Here is a 25,312-nt window from a genome sequence, read left to right on the forward strand (position 1 = left end):
GAACCGCAGCTGAGGCTGGTAGAAGCAGTACGCGTCCTGAAGGTCGTACTCGCCGGTGCGGTGCGTGTTGACGAGAGTGGCGGTGATCGTCACGGTGTCGGTCGACGGATCGACGGGGCGTACGAGGACACGCAGATCGAGGCCGGACGCCGGGGCGGGATCGGCGGTGATCAGACCAGGCGTGTGCACGTCGATGTCGATCGGGTTGGCAGCGATGGGTTCACGGCGCCAGCGCTCGCGCTGCCGCTCGGTGGTGCGGGCCTCGCTGCGGCGGGGCTCGACCCGATCCCCGTTCTCGTCCTCGGGGAGATAAACGGCACCGGTGACATGAGCGAATACGGAGTCCGCCCGGCGGGCGTCGACGGCGAAGGTGACGCCCATGGAGGACGGCTTGCGGAGGTTGGCGAGGGCGACGCCGAGTCCGTCCGAATCCTGCTCGGCGTCGTCACCACGGACGAGATCGGGGGTGGGCGTGCTCGCGTCCTCCACCGACGCGGCGGCGCCGGTCTGCTGGGGAAAGAGGACGCCGATCGGATACGCGCTGATCGGCGCGTCGTCGGCCAGGATCTCCTCGGGGCCGCCGACCGGCCCCAGAAGGTCGGTGCGCAGGTAGTCGCGGATCTCGCGGCGCAGGGCGTAATGAGCGCCGTGGTCGGGTGCGGTCACTGTGCGAGGTGTCCTTCCGGTACGTACTCGGCGTGCTGCCAGTCGAATCGGCCCATGCCCGCCAGGCGCGGAGCTAGCCAGATGCCGCGGTCGCCGAGGCCGACGCCCGCGGTGGTCGCGGGATCGCCGGCGACGGCCTCCAGACAGTCGATCTGCAATTCGGTGACGCGGTAGGGCCATTTGCGGACTTGCCAGCCCTTGTTCTGCTTGAGCAGGCGCCACAGGTCGCGCCGGAAGCGTTCGGAGGCCTGGCCGATCATGCGTCCACCGTGGAAGACGCCGTAGGGCGGGGTCTCGTGACCGGAGGGAGGCAGGTCGTGCAGGCGGATCAGCTCGACCTCGTCACCGGGGCGCACCTGGTAGCGCAGGTACCGCTGGACCGCGGCGTGGTCGTCCGTGCCTGCCGGACGAGCGTGGTCGACGTCGAGATCGCAGGCCTCGATGCCGTTGCGGGCGAAGTCAACGCGTCCGCGGAGGTACCAACGGTCCGTGCCGTTCCGATCCTTTCGGAACTGCCAGGTGTGGGGCGGCTCCAGACGGTAGAGATCGTCCCGGGGTCGGGTCATGGCCACATACAGAAGGCGCGCCTCGGCCGGCCGGTCCTCGTCGCCGCCGCGCCGCTCGCCGAGCGGCTGGGGTTCGACTACGAGTACGCGGTCGAATTCCAGGCCCTTGGCGCGGTGGATGGTGGAGAGCATGAGCGGATGCGCGGGCGGGGCGGTGAGTTCGTCCGGGAGGCGGACTTCGAGGACGGCCCGGCGTACTCCGTCGAGGTCCAGGGTGTTGCGGGGTGCGGCGGCGATCCGGCGCAGGGATCGCCAGGCGCGCTCTTCGTCCACGTCGTCGGCGTTGGAGAGCCCTGCGAGGAGCGCGTGGAACCGCTCCTCGCCGATGGTGCCGGCGTCCGTGGCGTTGAGGAGGTCCGCGATCCAGGCGGGGGCCGGGCGGGAGCGGGGCGAACGCTGGATTCGGTGGTCGACGCCGTATTTGCGCAGGCGGCCGGACAAGGACAGCACCTGCCCGTTGTCGCGGCAGAGAATCGCGGTACTCGTGTCCGGGAGGATGAGCGACTTCTGCACGATGTCGCTGCCGAGGGGACCGAAATCCGGCAGCCGGTCCAAGGCGGCACGCAGTTCGGCGTGGATGCGTCCGGCCTCCCGGTCGGCTTCGGCCCGGTCCTGCGGCAGCTTCTGCAGCGCCGCGCCATATGCGAGGGCGGTGCGCGCCTCAGGAGTGCGAGCGCGGAAGTTCTCCGAAAGCGTGAACTCCCGCAGGTCGTCGCCGAAGGATCGGCGCACCCAGTCGAAGAATCGGTTCGTTTCGCCGGCTCGCTGGTCGGGGTCGGAGACCTGGAAACCGTAGACGGCCTGGGCGGCATCGCCGACGACGGTGAAACCGCAGTCGTCGGCGTATTCGTCCAAGAGCGCTTCCACCATCTCGCGGCGCACGCCGACGAGGTCCTGCACCTCGTCGATGACGACATGCGCAGGGACGCCGGCCTCGGTGGCCTCCATAACCCCGCGGTCGATGGCCTCGGTGGCCAGCTCGATGCGCCGGTCGAAAGTGGTGCCGGCGAGGTCGTTGCGCTGCGGGTCCTCCTGGAGCAGGAGGGCGAGCGCCCAGCCGTCGAAGGTCTGGGCGCGGACGCGCCGTGCGGTGTGCGCCAGGCGGTCCACGCGTTCGCGCAGTTCGCGGACGGCGGCGCGCGAGAAGCTGAGCACGAGAATCTCGCGCGCCTCCAGCTCCTCCACCGAGGTGAGGTGCTCCAGTCGATAGGTGAGGGTGGTCGTCTTGCCCGCCCCGGCACCGGCGGTCACCAGCGCGCGGGCGTCCCAGGGCTGCCGTACGACGTCGAGCTGGGCCTCGGTCAGGGCGACCGAGGCCGCAAGGGTGAGGGTCACCGGGCGTTCTCCTGCCAGAGGTGCTCGAAGGCGGTGAAGGCGAGCTTTCCGTCGAAGTTGACGATGTTGTCGCGGACGTCGAGGATCAGGCAGTCGTCCTTGCCGCCGTTGCGCTTGCCGCGCAGGCCGCGGCCGATCATCTGCTGGTAGACGTTGGCGCTGTAGACGGGTCGGGCGATGACGACGGCGCGGGTGGCGGGGGCGTCGAAGCCCTGGGAGAGCACGCCGTAGTTCGTGATGACGCGGATGCGTTCCTTGCGAAACTCGTCGACGATGCGGCGCCGTTCGGCGGGCAGGGTCGCGGAGTCGATGGCGCCGGCCGTGATCCCGCGGTCGCGGAGCTTGGCTGCGAGGACCTTGGCGTGCGACACCGAGGTGGCGAAGACCAGGATGGGCCAGTCGTCCGGCATCTTCGCGATCTCGTCGAGCAGCAGCTCGTTTCGGGCCTGGTCGGCGGCGATACGCAACTCGGCGGTCTTGGGAAGAAGGCCGCCGAACTGCTCGAGGTTGCGCAACTCGTTCTCGGTCAGGGCGACCTTGGTGCCGGGCAGCTGCCGGTGCTCGACGCGTGACAGAACGCCCAGACGCTGCAGAGCGTGGATGGGCTCGTCGTCGCCGAAGAGGCCCTCGTCGAGGCGGCGGTTGCCGAATCGCTTGACCAGACGGTCCGTGAGATCGGAGTCGTTGCGGAACGGCGTGGCGGTGAGACCGACCAGGTGGCAGCGGGTCTGGTTGCGGGTGAGACTGAGGCCGAAGAGTTCGAGGATGCGGGTGTACTGGGGCGCGATGGCGACGTGCGCCTCGTCGACGATGACCAGGGAGGCCTTGCGCAGCCAGGCGTATTCGTCGGTGTCCAGACAGGAGCGCAGCTTGGCGTCGGTGGCCACGACCAAGTGAGGACGGCCGGTGATGGGGGTGGCGGCATTGGTGCTCCACAGCCGGTCGATCACGAGGTTCTCGCCGGCACCGACCTTGGACCACACGAACTTCCAGCTCTGGACGGCCTGTTCGCAGAGTTCGTCGGTCTGGGCGATCCACACGATCGGGCCCTCGGGGGCGCCGCTCGCATGCACCCAGCGGATGACGCCCTCGCAGGCGACACGGGTCTTGCCGCCGCCGGTCGGGAGGCTCAGCATCGCGCGCTGAGGCGTGCGAGAGCACAGCATGCGGTACAGGTCGGAGGCGAGGCGCTCCTGATAGTCGTGGAGGGCCGGATACTCGGTGGGGGCCGGGATCTCCTCGCGGGTGGGCGGCGACGGGATGCTGAAGCCGGCGAACGCGTCGTCGAAGCCGAGGTCCGCGACGAACTTCAGCGCGGTGTGGCCGCCGTTGAAGCGGTCCGGAACGTTCGGCAGAGTGCGTCTGAGGTCCTTGGCATGGTGGCGGAGCACGCTCTCGCCGTGCGCGTTGACCGCCATCTCCGCAAGGCGGCGGTGATCCGGCTCGCAGCCGGTCTCGGCGATCTCGCTGTCGACGAGGCCTTCGGGCAGGCCGAGCCTCAGGTCTTCAGGGCTGAGCAGGAGGACGAGCTTGTCGACCACGTCCGGGGTGGTGCGGATGGCGGCGATGCGCCTGCGCAGCTCCTGATCGGCGAGCTGCTGCTCGTGAAGGCGCAGAAGATCGCGGCAGCCGGATGCGCCCAGGCCCCAGCCGAACTCCCGGTCGGCGGCGATGAGTGTGTCGAGGTCCCGGCCTGCGCCGACGATCAGGAGGGTGTTGTCCTGACGCACACTGTCCAATGGCTCGCTGCGGCTAGTGGCGAGGTTGGGAGTGCGGACGATCTCCTCGAGTTCGGAGCAGTTCTGCACGGAGTACGTACCGACCCTGCTGCCGAGCCGCTGGCGCAGCGGCGGGAAGAGGTCGGTCACGGGGACGGGCTCTCCGACTGCGACGAAGCGCAAGCGCTTCTCGATCACTTCGGCGACCCGGTTCATCCCCCATTCCTCGATCATGAACTCGGCCTGCTCGGCGTCCTGGGGCCGATCGAGCAGGAGCGCGGGGTGGCGTTCGGCGACGAGCTCGTCGAACTCGGCGCGCGAGACGGCGACGGCGGCCTCTCCGTCGGGCCGCTCCTCCCAGTGGTCTCCGACGCGGCAACGGACCGTCGCCTCCTCGGAGAAGTCGTATCCGACGCGGATCAGCAAGGCGTAGCTGCGTCCGATGAAGGCGTCGTCCTCACTCTGCTTGATCTGGTCGAGCAGGGCCGTCCAACGCTCTGCAGGGACTTCCGCCTCGCTGGTGGGCAGCCCGAGGATCGCGGCCTTATCAGGCTCGAGGTCCGCGACCGGCAGCACATCGGCGTACGGGGACAGCTGCGGGCCGACCGCATCGCGCAGCGGACGCAGTCCCTGCGACGTCTGCGCGTATCCCCACTTGAGGAGCGCCCAGCGGATCGGGGACATGACCGGGGTGCGACTCGCAGCCCGTTTGCCCTCCTGCCGCTGCCAGAACTTGCTGATCGACTCCGTGGGCAGCTCTCGGAGGAAAGCGGCGCGTCCTGCCTCCGAGAGCTCGAGAAAGAGGCGGATCGGGCCGCCGACGGGGCCGCCCTCGACGGCGAGGTTCTTCTCCGTGACGATACGGGCGTTGCCGGCGGAGTGCTTGTACTGGCGGTAGACGGCCGCGTGGTACTCCGCGAACCAGTCGTCCTCGGACGGGTCGTCGTTGCGCACGGGACGGTCGAGGACGCCGAGGTCGCGCAGGATGGTCATGTCGTCCGCGTGGAAGCGGGCGTCGACGGCGACCGACGCGTCGCGGCTGCCGTCGGCGGGGACGACCGGTCCAGGGCGCAGGCAGTTCCGCAGCGGGCGGAAGGACCCTTCGCGGGTACGGCAGCACAGGCGGCGGTCCGGGTCGGGAACGCGGTCGCGGATGCGGTGCAGCTGGCCGGCGCCGCCGGCACTGCGCAGCAGCTCCCAGAAGCGTGTCCAGGACTCGTCGGTATACCCCTGGAAGCCCTGGTCGAGGACGCTGAGGAAGCGGCCCTGGGCATCGGCGTCGCGGATGCCGATGCGGTCCAGGGCGCTGAGCAGAGCGGGGTCGTCCGAGAGGGCGGAGGCGACGTAGACGAGGTCGTCGCGAAGGCCGTCCTCGGCGGTGCGGCGGAACACCTTGCCGGCGATGGGAGCCACCATGCCGTGCGACTCGGTGAGCACGATGCGCGCTTTACGGGCGTCCTCGGAGGCCTGGCGGTGCTCCTCGTCGACGGGGCGCAGGTCGTTGTCGAGGAGGTGGGCCAGGAGCCGGATCGCCGCGGCAGATGCCTCGGCGGTGCCGTCCTCGACCAGCGCCTCCAGCCACTCCCTCACGCTCGCGCCACCGGCCTCGATGCCGGCCGCCTCCAGGATGTGGCCCACCTTGCCGCGACGGGTGCGGTCGTAGTCGACCGAGTGGTGGACCCAGTCCGTCGGACGGCCTTCGTATGAACGCCACAACTCCATGGCGCGGGAGGAGGTGCCGGCCGGATGGATGCGCAGCTCCTGCGGGGCACGCAGCTCGCCCCGCTGGTCCGGGAGCGAGGGGTTGCAGGCGGCGGTGGCCCACACCCGCTTCGTGAGGTACTCGCACGCCCAGTTCGGCGACTCCTTGGCACGACCGGGCAGCAGGGGCAGGTACGCGCCGGGGTCCTCGGCGACGACGAGCTCGTCGAGCGAGCCCACGATGAGCTTGGCGGCGACGTCGAGCAGCTCTCGGTTGAGGGAGCTGCCGTCCAGCAGGTTCTGTCGGTCCTCGTTGGTCTTCCAGGCGGCGTTGAGTGCGCCGCTGAGGGTGGTCGGATACTTGGTCGGGAAGTACGACCAGAAGGTGCCGCGCGCGGGCGGCACGAGCCGGGCGCCGGAGTCGGCGACCGAATAGGCGGGGACGGCCCACGACACGTCGATGGTGACGCGATCGTGCAACTCTCCCGCGTTGCCCCGGGCGTTGTCGGTGACCTGGTGCGGGATGGAGAAGACGCGCCATTCCTCGCTCGTCGCCCGCTGTCCACGACGCGATTCGGAGATGACGTGCCGTGTGCCGTTGTGGCGCACGGTGATCTCGCGAATGACGTTGGGGACGACGCTACGGTCCTCGAGTCGCAGCGTGCCGACGTGGTGCGAGAACAGCTGGAAGAGACGCGGGAACTCCTTGTCCTCCCCCTGCTGTCTCGGCCGGTGGAGGTCGGCGCTCAGCTTGTGCACCGCACCCGGCAGGAGCGGCAGCCGTACGACCGTGGTGGCCCATCTCATGAGGCTGTCCAGCACCGGGTCGGCAGCACGTTCGGCGGCCTCGTCGAGCGGTCGGGCGAGCCGCAGGACAGGCGTGTCGCCGAGCTGCTCGGTGGTGAGCGGCGGCTCACCGCGATCCGCGCGGCCTGCGTTCACCGCGGCCAGGATCTCCCGAGCCGACCACGCCGCGTCGAACCCGAACGAACCGGTGACGCCGAAGAACTGCGGCGTGTCCGTGACCGAGAGCACGGACTTGACGCCGACGCCGAACCGCCCGATCTGGCCGCCGCGCTTGCGGGAGACACCCATGCGCAGGATGGTCTCCGCGCCCTGGGGAGTGATGGGCGTGCCCTCGTTCGCGCAGTAGAGGTGAGACTCGGTGAGCACGACCTCGATGCGGCCTCCGGCGTGCTGCTGGAGTTCGTCCGCCGCGTTCTGCACGACCTCGAAGAGCTGCCGATCCCCGTAGCCGCCCTGGGTGATCCGTCGCTCGCCGTTGGCATGCTCTTCGACCAGCGCGGGGTTGATGCGGTACGTGCGCAGGGCCAGGTCGGACAGTTCGGCGACGGCGCTCAGTACGGCGCCGTCCGGTGTTTCGTTCACGTGTGTCTGTCTCCTCGTGAAGAGGCACGCCGAAGCAGGAGACGGCGTGTCGACTGATGCGCGCCCATCGTGATCCGGGAGGAATACGCGTCGCGGAATGGTCGAGGCGAACGCACGAAGCGGTCGGATCGAATCGCGCGGGGCGTTGAGATCCCAAGTGCACGGAGCTCAGGACGCACCCGAGCCGGGAGCCGATGGTGCACGAATGGTGCTGATGACGTTGCGATGGCAGAGGATCGCAAGAAGCGCCGAGCCGCGAACAACCCGCGCTGGCGGTACGACGGTCAGGAAGTATCGACAGCAGACACAAAGCCCCCCAGAGCAGACACGCAACCCCCCAGTTGCTCAAGTCAGACGGCGCCGCCCAAGAACGGGCGGACGCGGATGACGAGCGTTCAGACGGGGGCACCGGTCTCTCGAGACAAGGGTCCCGAAGCGATACGTCCGTGTGAGGACTCGTCAGTAGCGCTGACCCTAGGGGGCGTGAGCCAGCGGTGTCCAGCGTTTCTCGACAGACCCCTAATACGGAATCACGGCTCCCAGTTGTCAGACCGGCCTGCTATAAGGCGCACCCCGTCAGCCGTTGTCAGATTTCTTTTGACACAAGCCTCGACTGTCAAAGGCGCTTGCTAGCCTCGGAGGCCCAAGCTCCCGCACCCCCTCGATCGCCGCCGTGTACAGGAGGCCTGCCCCACGATGCCCGATTCTCCGCCGCCCGCCGTTCGCGGCGAGGCCTTCGGTCCGTGGCTGGGACGTCAGCTGCGTCGAGCCGGCATGTCGCAGGCCGACTTGGCCACCGAGGTGGGCAAGACGCGTGCCGCCGTCTCCGCGTGGATCACCGGTCGCGCCGAACCGCGTGACGAGACCAAGGCGCGGATCGCCGAGATCCTCGGCACCGATCTCGCCTCGGTGGTGACGCGCACGATCGACGTGCCCACCGGTCGGCCGGTGCGCTGGCACCACCGTCCCGCCCACGCCGACGGCGGCCGCGAGTACGGCAACGCCGCCGCGTTCGCCTTCGACGCCGACCTTTCGGTGCTGGCGCGCGAGGCGACCCAGAACTCCCTGGACGAGCGCCACGACGAGCGTTCCCCGGTACGCGTCCACTACACGTTGCACGAGCTGGACGGCGCGCACCTCGACGCGTTCCTCGCCGCCCTGCGCTGGGACGAGCTCTCGCCCCACTACGAGGAGGCCTCTCGCGGGGACCAGAAGGTCTCCCGCAGTCTCCGCTCCGCCCTGGAGGAGCTCGCGCAGGAACGCCGGCTGCGCCTTCTTCGCGTCGACGACTACAACGCGGCGGGCCTGACCGGCCCCGAGTACAGCGACGGCCGGTTCGCCGCGGTCGTCCGCCGCCAGCTCGACAGCCACAAGGTCACCGGCGGACGGGCCGGCGGCTCGTACGGCCTGGGCAAGGCGACCCTGTGGGCGACGAGCCGCTTCGGACTCGTACTGATCAACTCGACGCTGTCGGAGCCCCACGAGGGCCATACGGCCGGTCGTGTGGTCGGGCGCCTTGACCTGCCCTGGCACGAGCTGGACGGGGAGGCGTATGCGGGACCGGCCTGGCTCGGCGAGCCGGACACCGAGCCCGATCACGAGGGAGTCTCCCGATCCTGGTGGGCTGACGAGGACACCCTGCGCAGCCTGCACCTGGGGCGTGCCGGCGACGAGCCCGGCACCTCCTTCCTCATCGTCGGCGCATACGACGCCTCCGGGGACGCGGAGTCGCTGCAGGAGATGCACGACAAGCTCGTACGGTCGCTCGCCGACGGCTTCTGGGCGGCGATGATCGGGGGGCGGTCCGCCGGCCCGCTTCTGGAGGCGCGCGTCACCACGCTGCGCAACGGCGAGGTCTACATCCCGGAGCAGCAGGTCGACCCGCACACCCACCACCCGGCGCTGAGCCGAGCCCTCCAGGCGTACCTCGACGGGGACACCGTCGACGAGCTGACTGCCGCGGAGCAGGTGGCTCGCGCCGACGTCCCTCTGGTCGTCACACCCCTGAAGGGCCAGGGCCGTCCTCGTGACAGGGGCCGCGAGCACCTCGCCGTCCTCCTGCTCACCCCCGCCGACGACAACGACGCGCAGATCAACCGAGTGGTCTGCATGCGCGGCAATCGCATGACCATCACCGAACAGCGTCCACGCGACCTGCCGTTGGGCGCCGCGTCGTTCCAGGCAGTCCTGCTCGCCGGCTACGCGACCGGGCGGGACGGCGAGGACGTGGCGCTCGCCGAGGCCTTCTTGCGCGCCTCCGAGCCGCCCGAGCACGATCGGTGGGACCGTACCGAGGAGCTGACCACGGCGTACCAGCGCGGTGCGCTGGCCAGGCTGAAGGAGTTCCGCTCGGCGATCGACAAGACGGTCCGCTCCCTCGTGGGCAAGCGGGAGATCGCCCGCAAGGACGGCCCTGCGGTCTTGCGCGAGCTGCTGAAGCTCGACACAGGGGCAGGGGCCGGGGGCGGCCGCCGCGCCCAGTCGTTCCCGACCGTACGGAACGTCGAGGCCCGGATCGACGACCGCGGCGCCTGGCACGTCACCGTCCATCTGCGGCTGCCGGATGCCGACGATCCATGGGTGCTGGCCCCGGTCGCCAAGTTCGACGTGCGCTCGGGCGGCCGGCCCTCCGTGGACTGGGAGCTGCTCGTCGGCTCCGAGACCTGCCGGGCCGAGAACGGCACGATCATCGTCGAACCCGGTGTGCGCGCCGCGGTGTTCAGGGGCGTGACCGATCCCGCGAGCCATCCGGTCCAGGGCGGTTACGCCCGACTCGCCGTGGACGTGCCCAAGGCCCGTGGAGGTGCGGCGTGAAGCCGGTGTTCCCCTACCCGACGATCCTCGGCGACGTGCTGTGCGACGTCGTCTCGGTCGGCGTCGACGGCAAGTCGCTTCCTTACACCAAGGTGTCGCTCGCGGAGCGTGTCGTCGCCCTTCACCAGTCCGGGCGCGCCGAATGGGAGGAAGCCGTCCTCGACCTCAAAGCAGCCCTTCCTGACGAGGAGTTGGCGGGCGGCCCGTGGCGCGACGTGACCTGCCTCGCGGTCCTGACCGAGAAGGCCACGAACGCGCGCACGACCGCACGTCTCCACCGCGCGCCGGATGGCTCCCTGACCGGCTCGATCGCGCTCTCCCGCACCGCCCACCTGCGGCGAGCGACGCTCTCCCTCATGGTCGTCGCCACCGTGGACGGGGTTCCCGGGCGGCTCATCGGCTCGTGCGAGCAGGATTGGTACGTCGACCTCGAGGAAGCCACACCGGTCCGCCAGCGCGAGATCGAGATCGTGGAGGTCGACTTCCGCGACGGCCCGCATGAATGGCTGCGGCCTTTCAAGGAGTCGCCGTGGATCGTCGAGACGTCCGGCGATATGCCGATCGTCTATCTCAACACCTCTGCGGTGGAGGGTCTCATGGAGGTGCTGGGCGGCCGTGGCGGCAGTCCGGCGGAGAAGATGCTGCGAGAGATGACGGCCTCTCAGATCGCCCAGGACGCCTGGACCGCCATGTTCCACACCGCCGTGAGCGATCTCGACGTCGACGAGGACGGCACCCCTGTCATGCCCGCCGGTTGGCGCGAGTCGGTGCTTCGCTCCATGCTGCCCGATGTCCTTCCGGGCAGGCAGCTCACCGACGCGCTCTACGAGATCGACGAGCGCCGTACGAAGGGTTTCGGCTGGTCGGAACTGCAGACCAGCATCCAGTACGCGGCGGGCCGTCGCGCGCAGATCACCAAGAAGCTGACCCACGCGGTACGAGCCGTCGACCGCGCCGAGAGGAGCGCCGACTGATGCCGCACCGTACGTCTTTCGACGTCCCACCGGTCCTCGGCCTGCTGCCCGACGCCGCCGTCGCCAAGCACCTGAGCCGCGGCATGCAGTCGGGCCAGGAGAATCCGCCGCAGGTCGCCCTCCGCAAGGCGAGCACGTCCCTCCCCGAGAACGAGGCTCGGTGGCGCACCGCGCCGATCCGGGAACTCCTCGGCGAGGCGATGACGCGTTTCGACGACAACCGCACGGCCGCCGACGCCTGGCTCGCCCCGCGCCTGCACGCCACGCTCCGCATGACGCGTGCCGAGGCCGGCGACGGCAGGCTGTGGAACCATCTCGCCGTGCTCGTCGCCCCGGACTACGTCATATGGCGTCACAAGGGCGGCGAGATCGCACAGAGCTCCCGCTTCTCCGGTCCCCACTACACGCAGTGCTTCTCCCGCCTGTGGTGGGCGGCCGAGCTCTTCCGCGACGGGGCGGACTACCGACCCGTCGAGATGGCCTGCGGCGTCCAGGACATCCTCAACACCACGCTCCGCCTCGACGTCATCGACCACCGGCCGACCGCGCAGGCCGTCCTCCGCGTCCTCGAACGCCTGATCTCAGCGGGTAAGCCGCGCGTCGGCGACCACGTCAACGCGCTGTCCGCCGCGGTCAACACCGCCGGCAGCACCCTCGTCTACGACGTCCTCGCCCCCGACACCCCGCCGCTCGTCGACGAGCTCCACGACTGGATCGCCGACGCCGAGGACGCCCCGGCCGTCCCCTGGGACCGCCTCCCCGACGGCCCCGACGACGGCCGCGTCCCTCGCGCCGCCGTCGACGCCCTCCTCCCCCTCTTCGACAAGCTCCTCGCCGAGGCTCCGCTCCGCCGCCGTGGTCGTACACAGGAGGAGGCGACCGAAGCGCCCGAGGCACCGGCCGTGCCGGTTCAGCGGAAGGGGGTGAGTCTGGAGAAGGACCTTCCACCCTGGATGGTGTAGGGGGAGGCGGATGGCCCGAGCAACGTGCTGGGTCAACGCGACGGCCGTGTTCCCCCCTGCCTCGGTCAGGGCCGCTCCCGGACGCCGAGGCGCTGTGTGAACATGTCCGCCGGGCACTCAGCCCGCAGGGGGGCGAGGATCTGCTCGGCCTGCCGGTTCCGGGGCCACCTGAAGGCGAGTCGCCGCACGCGTACCTGATGAGGCGTCGCATCGAACACGCAATGGCGCTGCGCCGGCGTGGCGACCTCAGCGTCACCGAGCTCTGCTCCGCGGTCGGCTGTTCGTCGCTGGGCACGTTCACCAGCCGCTTCACCGAGTGGTCGGCATGCCGCCCAGCGCCTACCGGCGCGGAGCGGCGGAGCGGCGCCGAGCGTGGCGTACCTCGTCTTGCATTTCTGAGCGCTTTGAAGTGGCAGACGACCTTGCCGTCTCTGGCATAGGGGCATAGAGCAAACCTTTCCACGACCCGCGAAGTCCGCGACAGCCTGGCGAAGCTGGTCAAGGAAGTGGGCCAGCGTCGGGGCAAACACCTCGAGTCGTCGAACCAGGATGGCGTGGTGGATCGGTGAACCCTCCCGTCCTGATCGAGAGCGAACAGGATGCCTCCACCATCGCTGCCGAACACGATGCCTCTGAGGTGCTCGGCGACGCGGACGGGGCCGCATTGTGTGAGGTCGTTGTGCACCTGGGCAGGTGAGTGGACGCAGTACTCATGGTCGAGATCGGGTAGCGAAGCCTCCAGGATTGTGGTGTAGAAGGTGCTCAGAGCCTGCGGGATGTCGGGGGCCCCTTTGAGCTGGGCCAGTGCGGCTCGGCTTTCCTCGTCAGCCAAGAGCACCTCGCACCGGGCGAATAGCCGAGGGTGCTCTCGAAGAAGTGGAGCGTCTGCTCCAGTGCGGTGGTGATCTCGCGCTGCCAGGTGGTCAGCCAGTCTGCAGAGAGGTCCGAGGTGGTCATCGGGTGTGCCGCTCTCTGTTGTCTGTGGGCGAGTTCACTGGCTGGCGCGTTGGCTCAGTCGGCCGCATAGGCGGCCTAGTCGCCAGCTGTCTACTCCATCGCGGTGGGGAGGACAAGGGGGCCACTGCTGTCGGCACGAATCGGCCCGACGTTCTCCGCTCCGACCACGACCTCTCGGAAAGACTCGACCAGAATCCCATCTCGCAGACCAGGCCGGCATTGGGAGGACCTCGTGCGGCGTCGGATGCTGTTGGTTACTCCGGCTCGTAGATGCCGTCGACCGTGATGCGATAAGGCGGCGGGGTGGAATAGTCCATCTTGCCGACGGCCTGGGCTTACAGCTCGAAGTGGCGGAGCTCGATGATGAAGATGCCGCCGCATACTCGGATCCAGTATGCGGGCGGATCCAGTTCGGTGAGAACCTCGAGCTCGGGAAGGCGTAGGTAGGTGGGTGCGTCGCGATCGTATCGGCGGATCAAGGCGTGCAAGTTTCGCTGAAGGTCGGCGAGGACCTCGCTGGGGACGCGTTGCTTGATCTCGGGCTGCAGAACGCGGGTGAGGTGAGGGGTACGGGAATCGACGGCCTTTCCCGTCTTCGAGCCGCGGCGGCTGGCCCGTTCGCAGAGGGGAGTCGCCGAGCGAGGCGAGGATGTCGGCGTCCCGCAGATTCCGGGTGCACTCGCCTTTCTGCCGGGCGACGCGCTCGCCTGCAACGCAGTCCGCAGGTCCACGATGTTCGGTCCCAACGGACGCAGACGTCGTCGTCCAAGATTCCGTCTTGATCATCCTTTGGGGCCGGAACGGGGCCCGATGACGACGCAGGGCGATCGCTTGCCCCAGGGGCGACATCCTGGCCGGTGTCGGTCGGCGGACGGTAACTCGCCATAGTCGGTGATGTCCTGCATTGCCGACACCACCGTCCGCAGCCAGGGCCTGCCTTGTCCCGCAGGGCAGCGGCGGACTCCAGAAACGCTTTCAGGCCGACGGGTCCGCCACAGACGCCTAGTCCAACTCTTCGGGCCAGCGCAGCAGACGCTCCCAGACGTCATCGCCAGGGGCGCCGAGGTCGAGTGCCGCACTCAGGACGTGTACGCCGAACCACGGCGGTACGGCGTTGCCGATCTGCTGGGCCTGATCCTTTCCGCGCCACGGGTATCGGTACGGGAAGCTCTGGAAGACCCCGGCCTCCTCCTGAGTGAGTCGCTCCATTTCCGTCTCGGGGGAGTCCACGCCGACGATGCGATTGCGGCTCCACTTGCCCGTGATGGTCGCGGACGGCTTGTCCGATTCACGACGACCCCGGGCCTTGGGGTCGCCGCCACTGCCGTAGTTGGAGACGACACAGAAGGGCATGGTGCGTCGACGAGCCTCCGGCACGCGCTCGTACACGTCCTTGAGCGCATCCTCCATGGAGACCCACGACTCACGGCCGAAGAGGTACTCGGTAGGTGACGCGCCCTTGCGGTACAGCTGGCGCGTCGGTGCTGGCAGGCGCGCCGGCGGGCCCCCGTATCGAGCCACGAGCACGGCGCGACGGCGCGTCTGAGGAACGCCGTACTGCTCGGTATGGAAGACCTTCGCTGCCGTGTCATAACCGATGGCGCGCAGGACCTTCTCGTACTCGTGCCATACCTCGATGACGGCGGGGACCTGCTCCAGGACGATCACCTCGAACGGTTGAGGCGTCTGCCCTCCGTGCCGGGGACGCAGCATGGCCTCGAAGACCCACCGAAGCGGTTGAAGGACCAGGCCTGTGCGCTCGTCGTCGAGCTTGTCCAAGGCTCGCTGGATGTCCTCCCAGGTCTCCCCCGTCTTGCCCGCCTTCTCACGCTTGTACCAGTCGTGCATGCGGTGGATGAAGCCCGTGACGAGGTCGAGTGCCTTGCGGCCGGTGCCGTTGCCCGCGATCGAGAACGTCTGGCAGGGCGGTCCGCCGGCCAGCACGTTGCACTCGGCGAATTGCGCGTCGCCGGGCCCGAAAAGCCGCACATCCCCGGGCTCGGTACGCAGTCCCGCGGCGAGCCGGGTGGCTACCGCGCCATCGTCCCACTCGATTCCGATCGAGGGGATGCCCAGGACTTCAGCCGCCAGATCCAGGCCACCCGGACCCGCAAAAAGATCGACGATGTGGAAAGGCCCACGTCGCGGCGGGTGGGGCGGCGTAATGTTCATGGTGCGGAAGTCTATCGACCGGTCGCCGAAAGCGGACCGGCGGTCACTGTCCGGCCACCTGTATCGGGCTATTATGCGCGGAACGCAGGACGGATGCGATCGCTTCCCCCAACGCCCGCGCGAGCGGAGGCGGTGTGGCGTTGCCCACCTGTCGGTATCGAGCCGTCTTCCGACCGGCGATCTGCCACTCCGGCGGGAAGCCCTGCAGTAGGGCGACCTGGTCGACGGTGAGCGGGACGAGACCGGGGCGGCCCAGGGCGGGATTCCAGTCGAAGCAGGCGTCGGGGACGTGGTCGGCGACCGTACCGCCGTCAACTCCGATGCGCGCCCAACTGCGTTTGGCGCCCGTCGGACCGAGGTCCGCGCCCCCTCGCTCCCAAGAACCGCCGACGATGGTGGGAGCGATCACGTCCGCCTGGGCGGCCCACTTCTCGGCGTCGGGCCAGCCTCGCGCGCTCATGGTGTCCCGCAAGGTCTCTCCCACGGTGCGACGCGGACCGGGATGCGGCCTCGGCCATTCGAACCGGTCGATCAGGTCGCCCTTGACTGCGACCAGCACCCCGACCTCTCGGCTTTGCGGCACGCCGTAGTCCTTGGCGTTCAAGACGTGCCACTGGAAGCGATAACCGAGGTGGCCGAGCTCCTCGGCGACGAACCCGCGTATCGGCGCATAGTCGCTGTGCCGGACGAGGTCCGGCACGTTCTCCAGGAGGATCGCGCGCGGCTGCACGCCATAGATCAGATCGACGGCCGCCCTCAGTACCGACAGCTCCGCGGCGTCGCCGCGTGTGCGCGCGACCGCCGCTGGCGACTTCACACGGGGCAGGCCGCCGGAGAGCAGGTCGACGTCGTACACCTGCCGATGGTCGACAGGGTCGAAGTCGACGAGGTCGACGTCGCGGACGTCCCAGTGCGGTCGGTTGAGGCGCAGCGTCTCACACGCGATCGGGCGGCTGTCCAGGAGCAGCACGGGATCGAATCCGGCATCCTCGAGACCCAGTGCCAGGCCGCCCGCACCCGCGCAGATCTGGAGCGAGGTGAAGCGGCTCGGCGGCTCGACATCGCCGTGGTCGGCGGCGGACGTCACGTTCCCCCGGGTCATGACTGTGCTGTTCTCCTGTCATCGCCACGGACGGTTCGTCGCGCACGCATTGGCCAGCCGACCGACCCACAAGATCTTAAGCGAGGGTAGTGGGCGGCCGGGCGGGAGGACAGAGGCTCCCGGCCTCATCGGGCGTCGATGATCGCCTGCCCTTCCTTGGCCGAGTCGACGGTGGTGAAGCGCAGAACGCGGCCGTCGCCGCGGCGGGCCGTGGAGGGCGCCACGAAGGAGAAGGCCATGACGATCTTCTCCGGCGCGAGTCGGCCGTCCTCGCTGATGGCGGGCCGGTGCTTGGCCTCGACCACGGGGTAGACGACCACGACGCCTCGGCGCGGGGCGACCAGGCTCTCGGTGGCCGGATCGTCCGAGTCCGCGAGGGCGCCGGCGATGCGCAGCGGCGCAGCGCGGTGCTTGGGCTCGCTGATCGCACCGAAGAGCGGGTCGCGTCGGCGCTCACGGCCGTACCAGGCGAACGTGCGCCCATCGCCGCCGAGCGTCAGCCGCTGGGCGCGCTTCGTGTGCTGCGGGGCGATGAGCAGCCAGTCGTCCACCTCGGCCGAGGTGGCCTCAGTGATCTCTGTGAGATACGTGAGATGGGGCGCGAACTGAGAGGAAGCACACCAGCGCACCTCGCGGACGAGATCGAGGAATTCCGACGGCGAGAGCCGTCCGACGAACGCGTCGAACCGGTGGCTGACACCTTCGCGCGTGCCGTCGCCGGGGAAGTGGTAGGCGCACGAGGTGACGGTGGTGGGCAGCGTGCCGAGAACGGGCGTCCACAGATTGGTGTTGTGGCGAAGGTCGGCGACCTTGGTCGGGTAGGCGGTGGGTTCCTGCCACTGGCCGGGCGAACGAAGTTCGACGAGGCGCGCGTTGTACATCTTGTTGGGGCTGGTCGGCTTGAGCCATGGCAGGTGCTGGGAGACCAGCGGCGGGACCTTGTCCGGGGTGACCTGTGGTTTTCCGTCGACCATCGTGGCGTACTGCTTCAGCTCGGCTCGGAAGTTCTCCTCGTCCAGGCAGATCGCCTCGAACGCCGCGTACAGGTCGATCTCCTTGGAGCCCACGGTCTCGGCGCGCCCGAGGAAGAGACGTACGAGGTCCCGGTAGCCGTCACGGAAACCGAACCAGCGGCCCATCTGCATCAGGGTGGAGGCGTTGCCCGCGCGGCGGCGGAAGTATGAGACGGTCAGGCCCTCGACGGTGAAGCCCCGGGCGAGTTTCTGGCCGCCGACGAGGATCTTCCAGATGGAGCGCTTGTCGAAGTCGGCCTCGCCGGTCTCGATGTCCTTGTCGCCGTTGACCACGATGATCGGCTTGTCGTCCCCGCCGATGCGGGTGACAGCTGGGCCGACGTAGGGGGCGAGAGCGTCGTACGACGGCGGGACGGCATGGCCGTCGGCACGGGCGGCCGACACAGGGGCGATGTCGGTCTCGAAGAGTTCGCGCAGGCGCTCGTGGCCGCGTGGCCCCATGTACCCGGCGTTCCACCACATCTGGGCCACCTTGCCGAGGAGCTCGCGATGGACCTCGGTCCGGACAGACTCATGGATGAGCATGGTGTGGTGCTGGAAGTGCCGGTCGCCGAGGCCGCCTACGTCGGCTCGGTACAGCTTCATGGCCGCCGTGAGCACGAACATGTCCATGGCCCGCTGAAGGCAGACGTCGTTCTCGTCCTCGGCGTCCACGGTGATATTGCGTACGTGGGCGAGTTCGTTGGAGTTGGCGAACGTACGCTCCTCGGCGGGGATCGGGGAGTCGAGGTCGTGGAAGTCGCGGGCTCCCATGTACCCCTCCGGGCGGGGCAGGGAGACGATGAAGTCCTTCGGGAAGATGTCCTCGGCGTCGCTGGGGTCGACGAAGACGTTGGCGAACGGGGTGGCGGTGTAGCCGACGTACTGGGCGCGCGGCAGCATCCGCAGGAGTTCCGAGATCTTCTGGTTGATCGCGGTGCGCTCGGCGTCGGGCTTGGCGAGGTCGGAGGTGTTGACGGACGCCTCGTCGGACTCGTCGTCGATGATCAGGACGGGGATCTCGGAGAGCGGTGTCTTGATCTTCTTGAGGTCCTTCACGAGCTTGGTGAGGACCGTCTTGTTCTTCTTGACCACCATGAGGCGGGCCGACGATCGGTGCAGGTTGCGCGGGTCGAACAGGGGCAGCGCGGGCTCGCGCTTCTCGAATTCGAGCGCCGTGATCCCCTGCAGCAGGCTCTTGTAGTCGTCGTCGCGAGTGGTGAGGCGGACGATGTCGAACGCGTCGAGGGCGGACGGCAACGCGCCGAAGGTCGCGAACCTGCCCTGGCTCCAGGCGGGGTCGTCGGCGTAGTCGGATTCGTACTCGCTCGCGCCGCGCAGGATGTTCTCGCGGCCGACGAGTTCCATGTCGAGGCGGCGCTGGGTCTGAGCCCGCAGCATGTTGAGGGTGCCGCCGAGGACGACGACCAGCCGGTAACCCTCATCCACGGCCTTGGCGATCACGCCGGCGAAATTGGCGGTCTTGCCGGACTGCACGTAGCCGACGACGAGGCCCTTCGCCTGGTACGCCTCGGCCCGGGTCGGGTCCGCCAGACGCTCGACGACGGCGTCGCTGGCCACGTCGAGGCTTGCGACAGCCTCTGGGGCCCACCCCTTCTTCTCCAGGTAGGAGCGGTACGACGGCCAGTAACAGGGAAGGCCTCGCTGCGACTGCGGCGTGTACCAGGGGGTGAACTCGTCGCTGATGACGACCGGCCCATCGGCCTTGGAGACCGGGATGAGGTCGTCGAGAAGCTTGCGGGTCTCCCCGGACAGACCGAGGAGACCGTAGACGTCGTCACGCCGCGCCTCGGTGCGCTCGGGGCTGTCCGACCAGGCGGGATCAGGCGCGAAGTCCCACTCCGTGAGCTGCCTGCGCCACATCTCGACCAGCCGGTCCGTGGGGCGAGCGATCTCCAGCGCCTTACGCAGGACATCCTCCGTCGCCAGCACCTCGGCCTCGGGCGGCAGCTCCTCCGCCTGGTAGGAGAGCGCTCGGACCAGCTTCTTGGGCCGGCTGGTGCGCATGTCCGAGAGGACGGCATAGTGCAGTTGCTGGAGGAGGTCGTCGGTAGGGCTGCTGGTCATGGTCTTCCTCAGTGGTGCCGAACGGGGCCGAAGTCACGGGGTGGAACTGGGCGAGTCAGGGGAGCACGAGGTCGGAGAGGTCGATCGGGGGTCGGTCGGCCGGCGGGAGCCCCGTGACGTCGACGCCGTACGTGACGCGGTCGATCCGCCCGTCCGCGCCACCCGGAAGGTCGTCGTCCGTGAGGCGGGGCATGTCGGTGGCGCGCAGCACCAGAGGGCTGTCCCGGGGCGTCCAACGCTCGTCGTCCGGCTGTTGCGAATCCCAGCCGACAGCTTCGAGGAGCCGGTCCAGGCGTCGCCCCAGGGCGATGTTCTCCGCGGCGGCCGCGTCGCGGGTCGCCCTGACCGAATCCCCGAGTGTGCGGCCTCCGGCACCTCCTCGGGTGAGGCGGAGGGACGCGAACCACAGCGGGCGGCCCGGGGTCTCCGAGAGCTGCCCGAGACCGTGGATCGTGTGCTTCCGGGCCTCGGCGGCAGTGGTCTTGACCTCAAGGTCGGCATCGCCGAGGGCGAAGTCGTGCTCCTCGCCCGTCGGTCCCACCCACGTATCGAGCGCCGTGCTCCAGCCGACACCTCGGGCTATACGACCGAGGACGGCGAGTTCGCCGTGGAGTCCGAGACGTTTCTCCAGAGACATGCGGCGCGGCCTGCCCAGCAGGGCGCCCCAGCCGTGCACCGTCTCGTCGAAGGCCTCGTCCAAGCCCTGTCCGCCGGCGATGATGCGCCCCGCCACGGCCAGCAGCATGTCGTGGAAATCGCGCAGGAGCTCGGGTTCCGGTGTGGTGATGCGTGCCATGCGTCGACCGTCGGGACGTGCGATCTGTTCGATGCGTACGGCGGGCAACGGCGAGCGGGGAGGGCGGTGGCGGCGGTCGAGTTCGACGTGGAGGGCGATGCCGCGCCCGCCGTCCGCGATCTCATATGAGACGAGTGGCTTACCGGTGGCGGAGAGCCGATAGCTCGCGGCGAGACCGCGACCTAGATAGTGCTCGACCGAGGTCCACGGGAGCGCGGCGGAGTGGGATGTCGCGGACGCGGGGACGTCGCCCGCCGTGACTACGTTGCCGTCTTCGGTGCCTTCTGCGTGCGTATTCATCAGTCGGCCATCCGGTCGAGTTCGGCGCGTGCGGCGGCGACGAGCACGGACTGCCACAGCTCGATGTTGTCCTTGAGTCGGCTGCCCATGCGCTCGCGCTGGAAGGCGTCCTGCATGAGGAGGTATATGAGGGACTTGACCATCGGAGCGTCGTTGAGGGAGCCGTTGCGACCGCCGAGCAGAGCGGCGCGATAGTGCTGGTTGAGCAGGATGACGTGGTCGTCCTGGTCGATCTCGAAGAACTTGTCGTTGGAAAGCTTCTGCCAGCGGACCTGCAGCGGATCCTCATGGGTGAGCATCGGCAGCTCCTCCTCGATCACCTGGCGGACCTGCGGATCGATGCCGCGCCCCGGTGGGACGGCGGCCTTGCGCGCGACACCGGCGCGCTTGCGGGCCTCGCGGTAGACCCGTTCCGCGTCCGCGAGGTACTGAGCGAAGGTGCGCCCCTGGTCGTCCTCGGCAGCTTCGAGCGAACTGACGAACTCAGGGGCCGCCTGCACTCCCTCCTTCTTCACGGTCAGCCGGAAGACCTTGCTGTCGGGATCGTCCGGCAGATCCACGGCCACGCGAGCCAGGGCGAGATGCTGCTCGGGCTGGCGGAAGTTGTTCCAGCCGCCCGCCTGGACGAGGCGGTCGTTGCGATAGAAGTAGAACCCTTCCCGCTCCACCACGGCTCCGAAGGCCTTGTACTCGTCGACCGAGGAGCGCGGCGGCCAGACGTGGGCATCGAGCCGGACCGCTCCCACTGAGGGGATGTCGACCTTGAAGGTGCTCGGGTACGCCGGATCGCCGGAGGTGGGGTAGCCGAAGGGGTCGAGCGGCTCGACGCCGTAGTTCGCGTACTCCATGCCGGTACGCACATCCTGGACCGAGATGGTGATGTGGAAGTCGTCTCGCGCCAGGAAACGGTGCAGGTAGAGCCCCAGGTGCAGGCCCAGCTTGTTGGCGGTCCGGTGCAGGTAGCGGTCCGTCTGGCCGCCGCCACCGTGCGTGGGGAAGTCCTTGACGCCGTCCCAGCGGACGATGGTGCCCTGGAAGGCGATCGGCCGCCCCTGATAGAAGTCGACGAAATCTTGAGCGAAGTCCGGATCGACGATGTCGCACTCGAAGCCCTGCTTGGCGCGCTCCATGAGCCAGCGGCGGCCTGCGGGCCGGGTCCGCTTGGTGCGACTTACCACGGTCACGGATTCGGCCTGGCTGAGCGACGCGGATTTCAGCCCGGTGCCGAACATGCCGAGCGCCTTCTCGTCGTAGCCGCGGCGCCCGCCGACGGTCATGGCCACGTCGAGTTCTTCATCGTCCATGCCCTTGCCGTCGTCGACTATCACGAGGCTGACCAGCTGGTCCCCGTCGCGCAGGAAGTGGATCAATACGTCATGCGCGCCGGCATCGATGGAGTTGTCCACCAGGTCGGCGATAGCGACGTCGAATCCGTATCCCTGACTACTGAGCGCCTCCATGTAGCGCCCGTCGGGAGGCAGCCGCTTGCTGCCGGCCGTGGGGACCTCGAACTGCCACTCGCTGACCATGACCTGCCTTGTCGGGTGTGCGCCCGTTCACGGACGGATTCGAACATCGTGGTACGACGCGAGAAAGACCGTACTCGATGGCACTGACCACGGCTTGAGGAATGAGTCCCGCCGATGGTCCCGTTGTGGGAGGAGACCGCGAGCTCACAGAGACTCTCGCCCGCTGGGTCGAGATGGCCGAGAACCGGAGGAGGGTTGGCGAGGGCGAGCCGATGGACGCCGTGGACGAGGCAGAGCATCCCAACGACCTCGTCACCGCCCTGTTGCTGCCCTTGGCGTCGACTCGACGGGCGGATATGAAGCCCCTGTGCAGGGTGCTGATCGCGCCCCGTCCAGAAGAAGGACTCCGGCATCTTCTCGAGGACGCCGCCGAACGTGACGGTCTGCTCGACCTGGATGAGGTTCCAGCCGAACGACTGCGACGAGACCTGGTGAACTTCGTCAGCCGCGTACTCCGGCCCATCGGCACCGGCACATCCGCGTGGTGCTCGCTCCCGCCGCCGAGCGCCTGGGCCAGGCGATGGCGGACACTCTTCTGAGTGGAACTCGGGAACGGGGTGAGTTCCTCGTAGCCGGGCTCTTTCTCCGTCTGCTCCGAGAGCAGAAGAACCCACCGCGGCCACCACCGCCGAAGCCGAGGCCCTCGGCAGGGGCGTACCCCGTATCTCGGTGCGATCCTCGACCTCAACCTGGAATTCCTCGCCCGGCCCCGGCTGCGCGAGCTCATGCCGCGTTGGCATGGGCCGAGGGTTCCGGCATGCCGGAGCGGCTGCTCGCCACATCGCGGTGCTCAGTCGGACGGTCCGGATCACCGGCTGCCCACCCCCGGCCAGCGACTCCTGCCGCCTCCATGTCCCATGTCCCCCGCTGGGGATCCGAACCTGCGCTGCTGGATCCCCTCTTCTCAGGCGCTTGGAACCGCGGGAATGATGCGCACCCGACGGTCGTTCCCTCCTGCGGCGAACACCCGGCCCATGGGAGGCACAGCGTGCACAGCGAGACAGACACCGTCCGCAAGATCCTCACCGAACTCGGTGACACCTGGGCGATCGTCGGCCTCTCCTCGAATCAGCGGCGGGCCGCCTACGGAGTCGCAGAAGTACTGCAGCGCTACGGCAAGCGGATCGTCCCCGTACACCCGAAAGCCGAGACCGTTCACGGGCAGCAGGGCTATCCGTCCCTTGAAGCCATTCCCTTCGAAGTCGACGTTGTGGACGTGTTCGTCAACAGCGAGCTCGCCGGCGCGGTCGTCGATGAAGCCGTGGGCAAGGGCGCCAAGGCGGTGTGGTTCCAGCTCGGTGTCATAGACGAGGCCGCGTACGAGCGCGCCCGCGCAGCGGGCCTCGACATGGTCATGGACCGCTGCCCCGCCATCGAGATTCCACGGCTCGGCTGACGACGCCCACTGCTCACGCCTCCAGTTCCGTACGAAACGGAAGCGCACCCGCGGACACTGTCCCGGTCGACGTCGTCGACGTCTTCGTCAACTCGGAGCTGGCCGGTCCGGTCGCCGGCGAAGCGGTCGCGATCGGCGCCAAGGCCGTCTGGTTCCAGCTGGGCGTCATCGACGAGCAGGCGTACGAGCGCACCCGCGCGGCCGGCCTGGAGATGGTCATGGACCGCTGCCCGGCCATCGAGATCCCTTCCCTGAGCTGAGGTGGCGACAGCCGGCCGACGAGCCGACGGGGCCGGGAGAGTGAACCGGTGCGCGCGTCATCCGGGTTCGGGCCGCCCACTCGGATAGCTTGATACGACGAAGTAACTGGTCGGGCGGCGGCGAGGAGTTCCGCCCCGCCTCCGCCGACGTCGACGAGACCGAACCGCTCAGGGTGCCGAGCTGCTCGACGTACGGGCCCCTCACCTTCGACCGGGACCGACGCACGGGCTGCAGCAGCCGGCGCCGCCGACCCGACACAAAGCACCACGGAGATCGATCGACCTGCCTTCGTCGAGGGGCTTCGCGCCCTGCCGGAGTCTCTCGGACGCAGCGGCTGGAAATGTCCGGGAGGCGCTATGTGGTCCGTACTGGAGCAGGTGGCCGTGGCCGCCCCTCAGCTCTTCGTCTACGCCGTCGGCCTCTTCGTCGCCATGATCCTTCTGTCGCTCGCCATCAGTCTGCGGCAGGCGGAGGCGTCGCAGCGCCCCGAGATCATCAGGGCGCTCGCGGATCTGATGGCGTTCTGGAAGAAGAGGTGAGCCGCCTCTCCCCCGCGTCAGCGGGCCAGACGTCCGAGCAGTGACGATGCCGACGTGATGCCCACGGCCGCCGCCACCAGCAGCACCAGGAAGTCGCTGAGCAGGTGGGAGGGTGTTCCGAGGAGCAGGCCGCGCAGGGCGTCGACCTGGTAGCTCAAGGGGTTGACCTTGCTGACGGCCTGGAGCCAGCCGGGCATGACGTGCACCGGGTAGAGGGCGTTGGACCCGAAGAACAGCGGCATCGTGATCGCCTGGCCGATGCCCATGAGGCGGTCCCGGGTCAGGACGATGCCCGCGATCGTCATGGACAGGCAGGAGAAGAAGGCCGAGCCGAGGACGACGGCCACCGCCACACCCAGCAGCCGCAGCGGGTTCCAGGTCAGCGCGACGCCGAGCAGTGCCGCGATCAGGACCACCACGACCGCCTGGACCAGCGCCTTCACCCCGGCGGCGAAGGCCTTTCCGGCGATCAGCGCGGCCCGCGGGGTCGGGGTGACCAGCAGCTTGGTGAGGATGCCGGAGTCCCGCTCCCAGATGATCATGATGCCGTAGAAGATCGCGATGAACATCGCGGACTGGGCGATGATCCCGGGCGCGAGGTAGTCGAGGTAGGGGATGCCGCCGGTGGGGATCGCCCTGATCCGGGTGAACGTCTCCCCGAAGATCAGCAGCCACAGCGCCGGCTGGACCGCCCGGGTGTACAGCTCGGTGCGGTCGTGGCGCAGCTTCTGGAGCTCGACGGCGCACATGGCGCCCACCCGGGCGGGCAGCACCCTGAGGCCGGTACGGGCCCGTGGCGGGGCCACCAGCAGGGCGAGGTCCGCCGGGTGGCTGCGGTCAGCCGACGCGGGACGCGGTGCGGCGGGTGCTTCGGACATCGCGGAAGTCTCCTGACTGGTCGTCGAGTCCGCTGCCGGCGACGTCGCGGAAGACGTCCTCCAGCGTCGGCAGCGGTCCTTCGGTGCCGAGCCGCTGCGCGAGGCCGCTCCGCAGCTCCTCGGGGGTGCCGAGGGCGCGAACGCGGCCGTGGTGCA

15 protein-coding genes and 4 pseudogenes are annotated in these 25,312 nt (G+C 68.9%); 8 read left to right on the plus strand and 11 right to left on the minus strand.

Features of this window, described 5'->3' with window-relative positions:
- From C3488_RS33530 to C3488_RS33540, 3 genes and pseudogenes are all read right to left on the minus strand, one after another.
- Positions 1-666, minus strand: a pseudogene (locus C3488_RS33530) (DNA helicase); the annotation flags it as partial.
- Complete coding sequence (locus C3488_RS33535; RefSeq protein WP_103844661.1) at positions 663-2,567, minus strand: UvrD-helicase domain-containing protein; 1,905 nt, start codon at positions 2,565-2,567, stop codon at positions 663-665. The gene C3488_RS33535 and the pseudogene C3488_RS33530, both read right to left, overlap by 4 nt.
- A complete protein-coding gene (locus C3488_RS33540) occupies positions 2,564-7,375 on the minus strand; it encodes a DEAD/DEAH box helicase (RefSeq protein ID WP_103844662.1) in 4,812 nt (1,603 codons plus the stop codon). The genes C3488_RS33535 and C3488_RS33540 overlap by 4 nt, the downstream gene beginning before the upstream one ends.
- Positions 7,376-8,071: 696 nt before the next feature.
- Here C3488_RS33540 and C3488_RS33545 point away from each other — a divergent pair.
- The 4 genes and pseudogenes from C3488_RS33545 to C3488_RS42095 all read left to right on the plus strand — a co-directional run.
- Complete coding sequence (locus tag C3488_RS33545; RefSeq protein ID WP_103844663.1) at positions 8,072-10,189, plus strand: helix-turn-helix transcriptional regulator; 2,118 nt, start codon at positions 8,072-8,074, stop codon at positions 10,187-10,189.
- Positions 10,186-11,163: a hypothetical protein gene (locus C3488_RS33550; RefSeq protein ID WP_103844664.1), complete on the plus strand. Its 978-nt coding sequence runs from the start codon at positions 10,186-10,188 to the stop codon at positions 11,161-11,163. The genes C3488_RS33545 and C3488_RS33550 overlap by 4 nt, the downstream gene beginning before the upstream one ends.
- Positions 11,163-12,125: a DUF6339 family protein gene (locus C3488_RS33555; protein WP_219822357.1), complete on the plus strand. Its 963-nt coding sequence runs from the start codon at positions 11,163-11,165 to the stop codon at positions 12,123-12,125. Before C3488_RS33550 ends, C3488_RS33555 begins: the two co-directional genes overlap by 1 nt.
- A 173-nt stretch (positions 12,126-12,298) precedes the next feature.
- Positions 12,299-12,573 (plus strand): annotated as a pseudogene (locus C3488_RS42095) (helix-turn-helix transcriptional regulator); the annotation flags it as partial.
- A 314-nt stretch (positions 12,574-12,887) separates the two neighbouring features.
- On the opposite strand, the gene C3488_RS33565 reads toward C3488_RS42095, so the two are convergent.
- From C3488_RS33565 to C3488_RS33590, 6 genes are all read right to left on the minus strand, one after another.
- A complete protein-coding gene (locus C3488_RS33565) occupies positions 12,888-13,082 on the minus strand; it encodes a hypothetical protein (protein WP_103844666.1) in 195 nt (64 codons plus the stop codon).
- A 1,002-nt stretch (positions 13,083-14,084) separates the two neighbouring features.
- Complete coding sequence (locus tag C3488_RS33570; protein WP_219822358.1) at positions 14,085-15,254, minus strand: DNA cytosine methyltransferase; 1,170 nt, start codon at positions 15,252-15,254, stop codon at positions 14,085-14,087.
- Between the two features lie 43 nt (positions 15,255-15,297).
- Positions 15,298-16,356, minus strand: coding sequence for a DNA cytosine methyltransferase (locus tag C3488_RS33575; protein WP_103844667.1), 1,059 nt, complete (start codon positions 16,354-16,356; stop codon positions 15,298-15,300).
- A gap of 125 nt (positions 16,357-16,481) precedes the next feature.
- Complete coding sequence (locus C3488_RS33580) at positions 16,482-19,457, minus strand: Z1 domain-containing protein (protein WP_103844668.1); 2,976 nt, start codon at positions 19,455-19,457, stop codon at positions 16,482-16,484.
- Positions 19,458-19,512: 55 nt separating this feature from the next.
- Positions 19,513-20,553 carry a PD-(D/E)XK motif protein gene (locus C3488_RS33585; RefSeq protein ID WP_103844669.1) on the minus strand — a complete coding sequence of 347 codons (1,041 nt, stop codon included), beginning with the start codon at positions 20,551-20,553 and terminating at the stop codon, positions 19,513-19,515.
- Positions 20,553-22,082, minus strand: a complete 1,530-nt coding sequence (locus C3488_RS33590) for an ATP-binding protein (RefSeq protein WP_103844670.1) — start codon at positions 22,080-22,082, stop codon at positions 20,553-20,555. Before C3488_RS33590 ends, C3488_RS33585 begins: the two co-directional genes overlap by 1 nt.
- Before the next feature lie 212 nt (positions 22,083-22,294).
- Here C3488_RS33590 and C3488_RS33595 point away from each other — a divergent pair, with 212 nt between their 5' ends.
- The 4 genes and pseudogenes from C3488_RS33595 to C3488_RS33610 all read left to right on the plus strand — a co-directional run bounded on the left by C3488_RS33595 (position 22,295) and on the right by C3488_RS33610 (position 24,278).
- The gene (locus C3488_RS33595; protein WP_146067977.1) at positions 22,295-22,621 is read left to right on the plus strand and encodes a hypothetical protein; all 327 of its coding nucleotides are present in this window, start codon (positions 22,295-22,297) and stop codon (positions 22,619-22,621) included.
- A 449-nt stretch (positions 22,622-23,070) separates the two neighbouring features.
- Positions 23,071-23,478, plus strand: coding sequence for a CoA-binding protein (locus C3488_RS33600; RefSeq protein WP_103844672.1), 408 nt, complete (start codon positions 23,071-23,073; stop codon positions 23,476-23,478).
- A gap of 62 nt (positions 23,479-23,540) precedes the next feature.
- Positions 23,541-23,738 (plus strand): annotated as a pseudogene (locus C3488_RS33605) (CoA-binding protein); the annotation flags it as partial.
- Positions 23,739-24,095: 357 nt separating this feature from the next.
- Positions 24,096-24,278, plus strand: coding sequence for a hypothetical protein (locus C3488_RS33610; protein ID WP_103844673.1), 183 nt, complete (start codon positions 24,096-24,098; stop codon positions 24,276-24,278).
- A 17-nt stretch (positions 24,279-24,295) separates the two neighbouring features.
- Here C3488_RS33610 and C3488_RS33615 read toward each other — a convergent pair whose 3' ends face one another.
- Together C3488_RS33615 and C3488_RS33620 are read right to left on the minus strand one after the other, a co-directional pair.
- Positions 24,296-25,156, minus strand: a complete 861-nt coding sequence (locus C3488_RS33615) for an ABC transporter permease (protein WP_103844674.1) — start codon at positions 25,154-25,156, stop codon at positions 24,296-24,298.
- Positions 25,116-25,312 (minus strand): annotated as a pseudogene (locus C3488_RS33620) (ABC transporter ATP-binding protein); the annotation flags it as partial. The pseudogene C3488_RS33620 and the gene C3488_RS33615, both read right to left, overlap by 41 nt.

Source organism: Streptomyces sp. Ru72, assembly GCF_002920635.1.
Classification (GTDB): domain Bacteria; phylum Actinomycetota; class Actinomycetes; order Streptomycetales; family Streptomycetaceae; genus Streptomyces.

Bases quoted from the DNA above. Each gene is read 5' to 3' on its own strand.
- C3488_RS33545 (WP_103844663.1), top strand. From the start codon at position 8,072: ATGCCCGATTCTCCGCCGCCCGCCGTTCGCGGCGAGGCCTTCGGTCCG.
- C3488_RS33590 (WP_103844670.1), bottom strand. From the start codon at position 22,082: ATGGTCAGCGAGTGGCAGTTCGAGGTCCCCACGGCCGGCAGCAAGCGG.
- C3488_RS33610 (WP_103844673.1), top strand. From the start codon at position 24,096: ATGTGGTCCGTACTGGAGCAGGTGGCCGTGGCCGCCCCTCAGCTCTTC.
- C3488_RS33580 (WP_103844668.1), bottom strand. From the start codon at position 19,457: ATGACCAGCAGCCCTACCGACGACCTCCTCCAGCAACTGCACTATGCC.
- C3488_RS33585 (WP_103844669.1), bottom strand. From the start codon at position 20,553: ATGAATACGCACGCAGAAGGCACCGAAGACGGCAACGTAGTCACGGCG.
- C3488_RS33615 (WP_103844674.1), bottom strand. From the start codon at position 25,156: ATGTCCGAAGCACCCGCCGCACCGCGTCCCGCGTCGGCTGACCGCAGC.
- C3488_RS33570 (WP_219822358.1), bottom strand. From the start codon at position 15,254: ATGAACATTACGCCGCCCCACCCGCCGCGACGTGGGCCTTTCCACATC.
- C3488_RS33555 (WP_219822357.1), top strand. From the start codon at position 11,163: ATGCCGCACCGTACGTCTTTCGACGTCCCACCGGTCCTCGGCCTGCTG.
- C3488_RS33565 (WP_103844666.1), bottom strand. From the start codon at position 13,082: ATGACCACCTCGGACCTCTCTGCAGACTGGCTGACCACCTGGCAGCGC.
- C3488_RS33595 (WP_146067977.1), top strand. From the start codon at position 22,295: ATGGACGCCGTGGACGAGGCAGAGCATCCCAACGACCTCGTCACCGCC.
- C3488_RS33575 (WP_103844667.1), bottom strand. From the start codon at position 16,356: ATGACCCGGGGGAACGTGACGTCCGCCGCCGACCACGGCGATGTCGAG.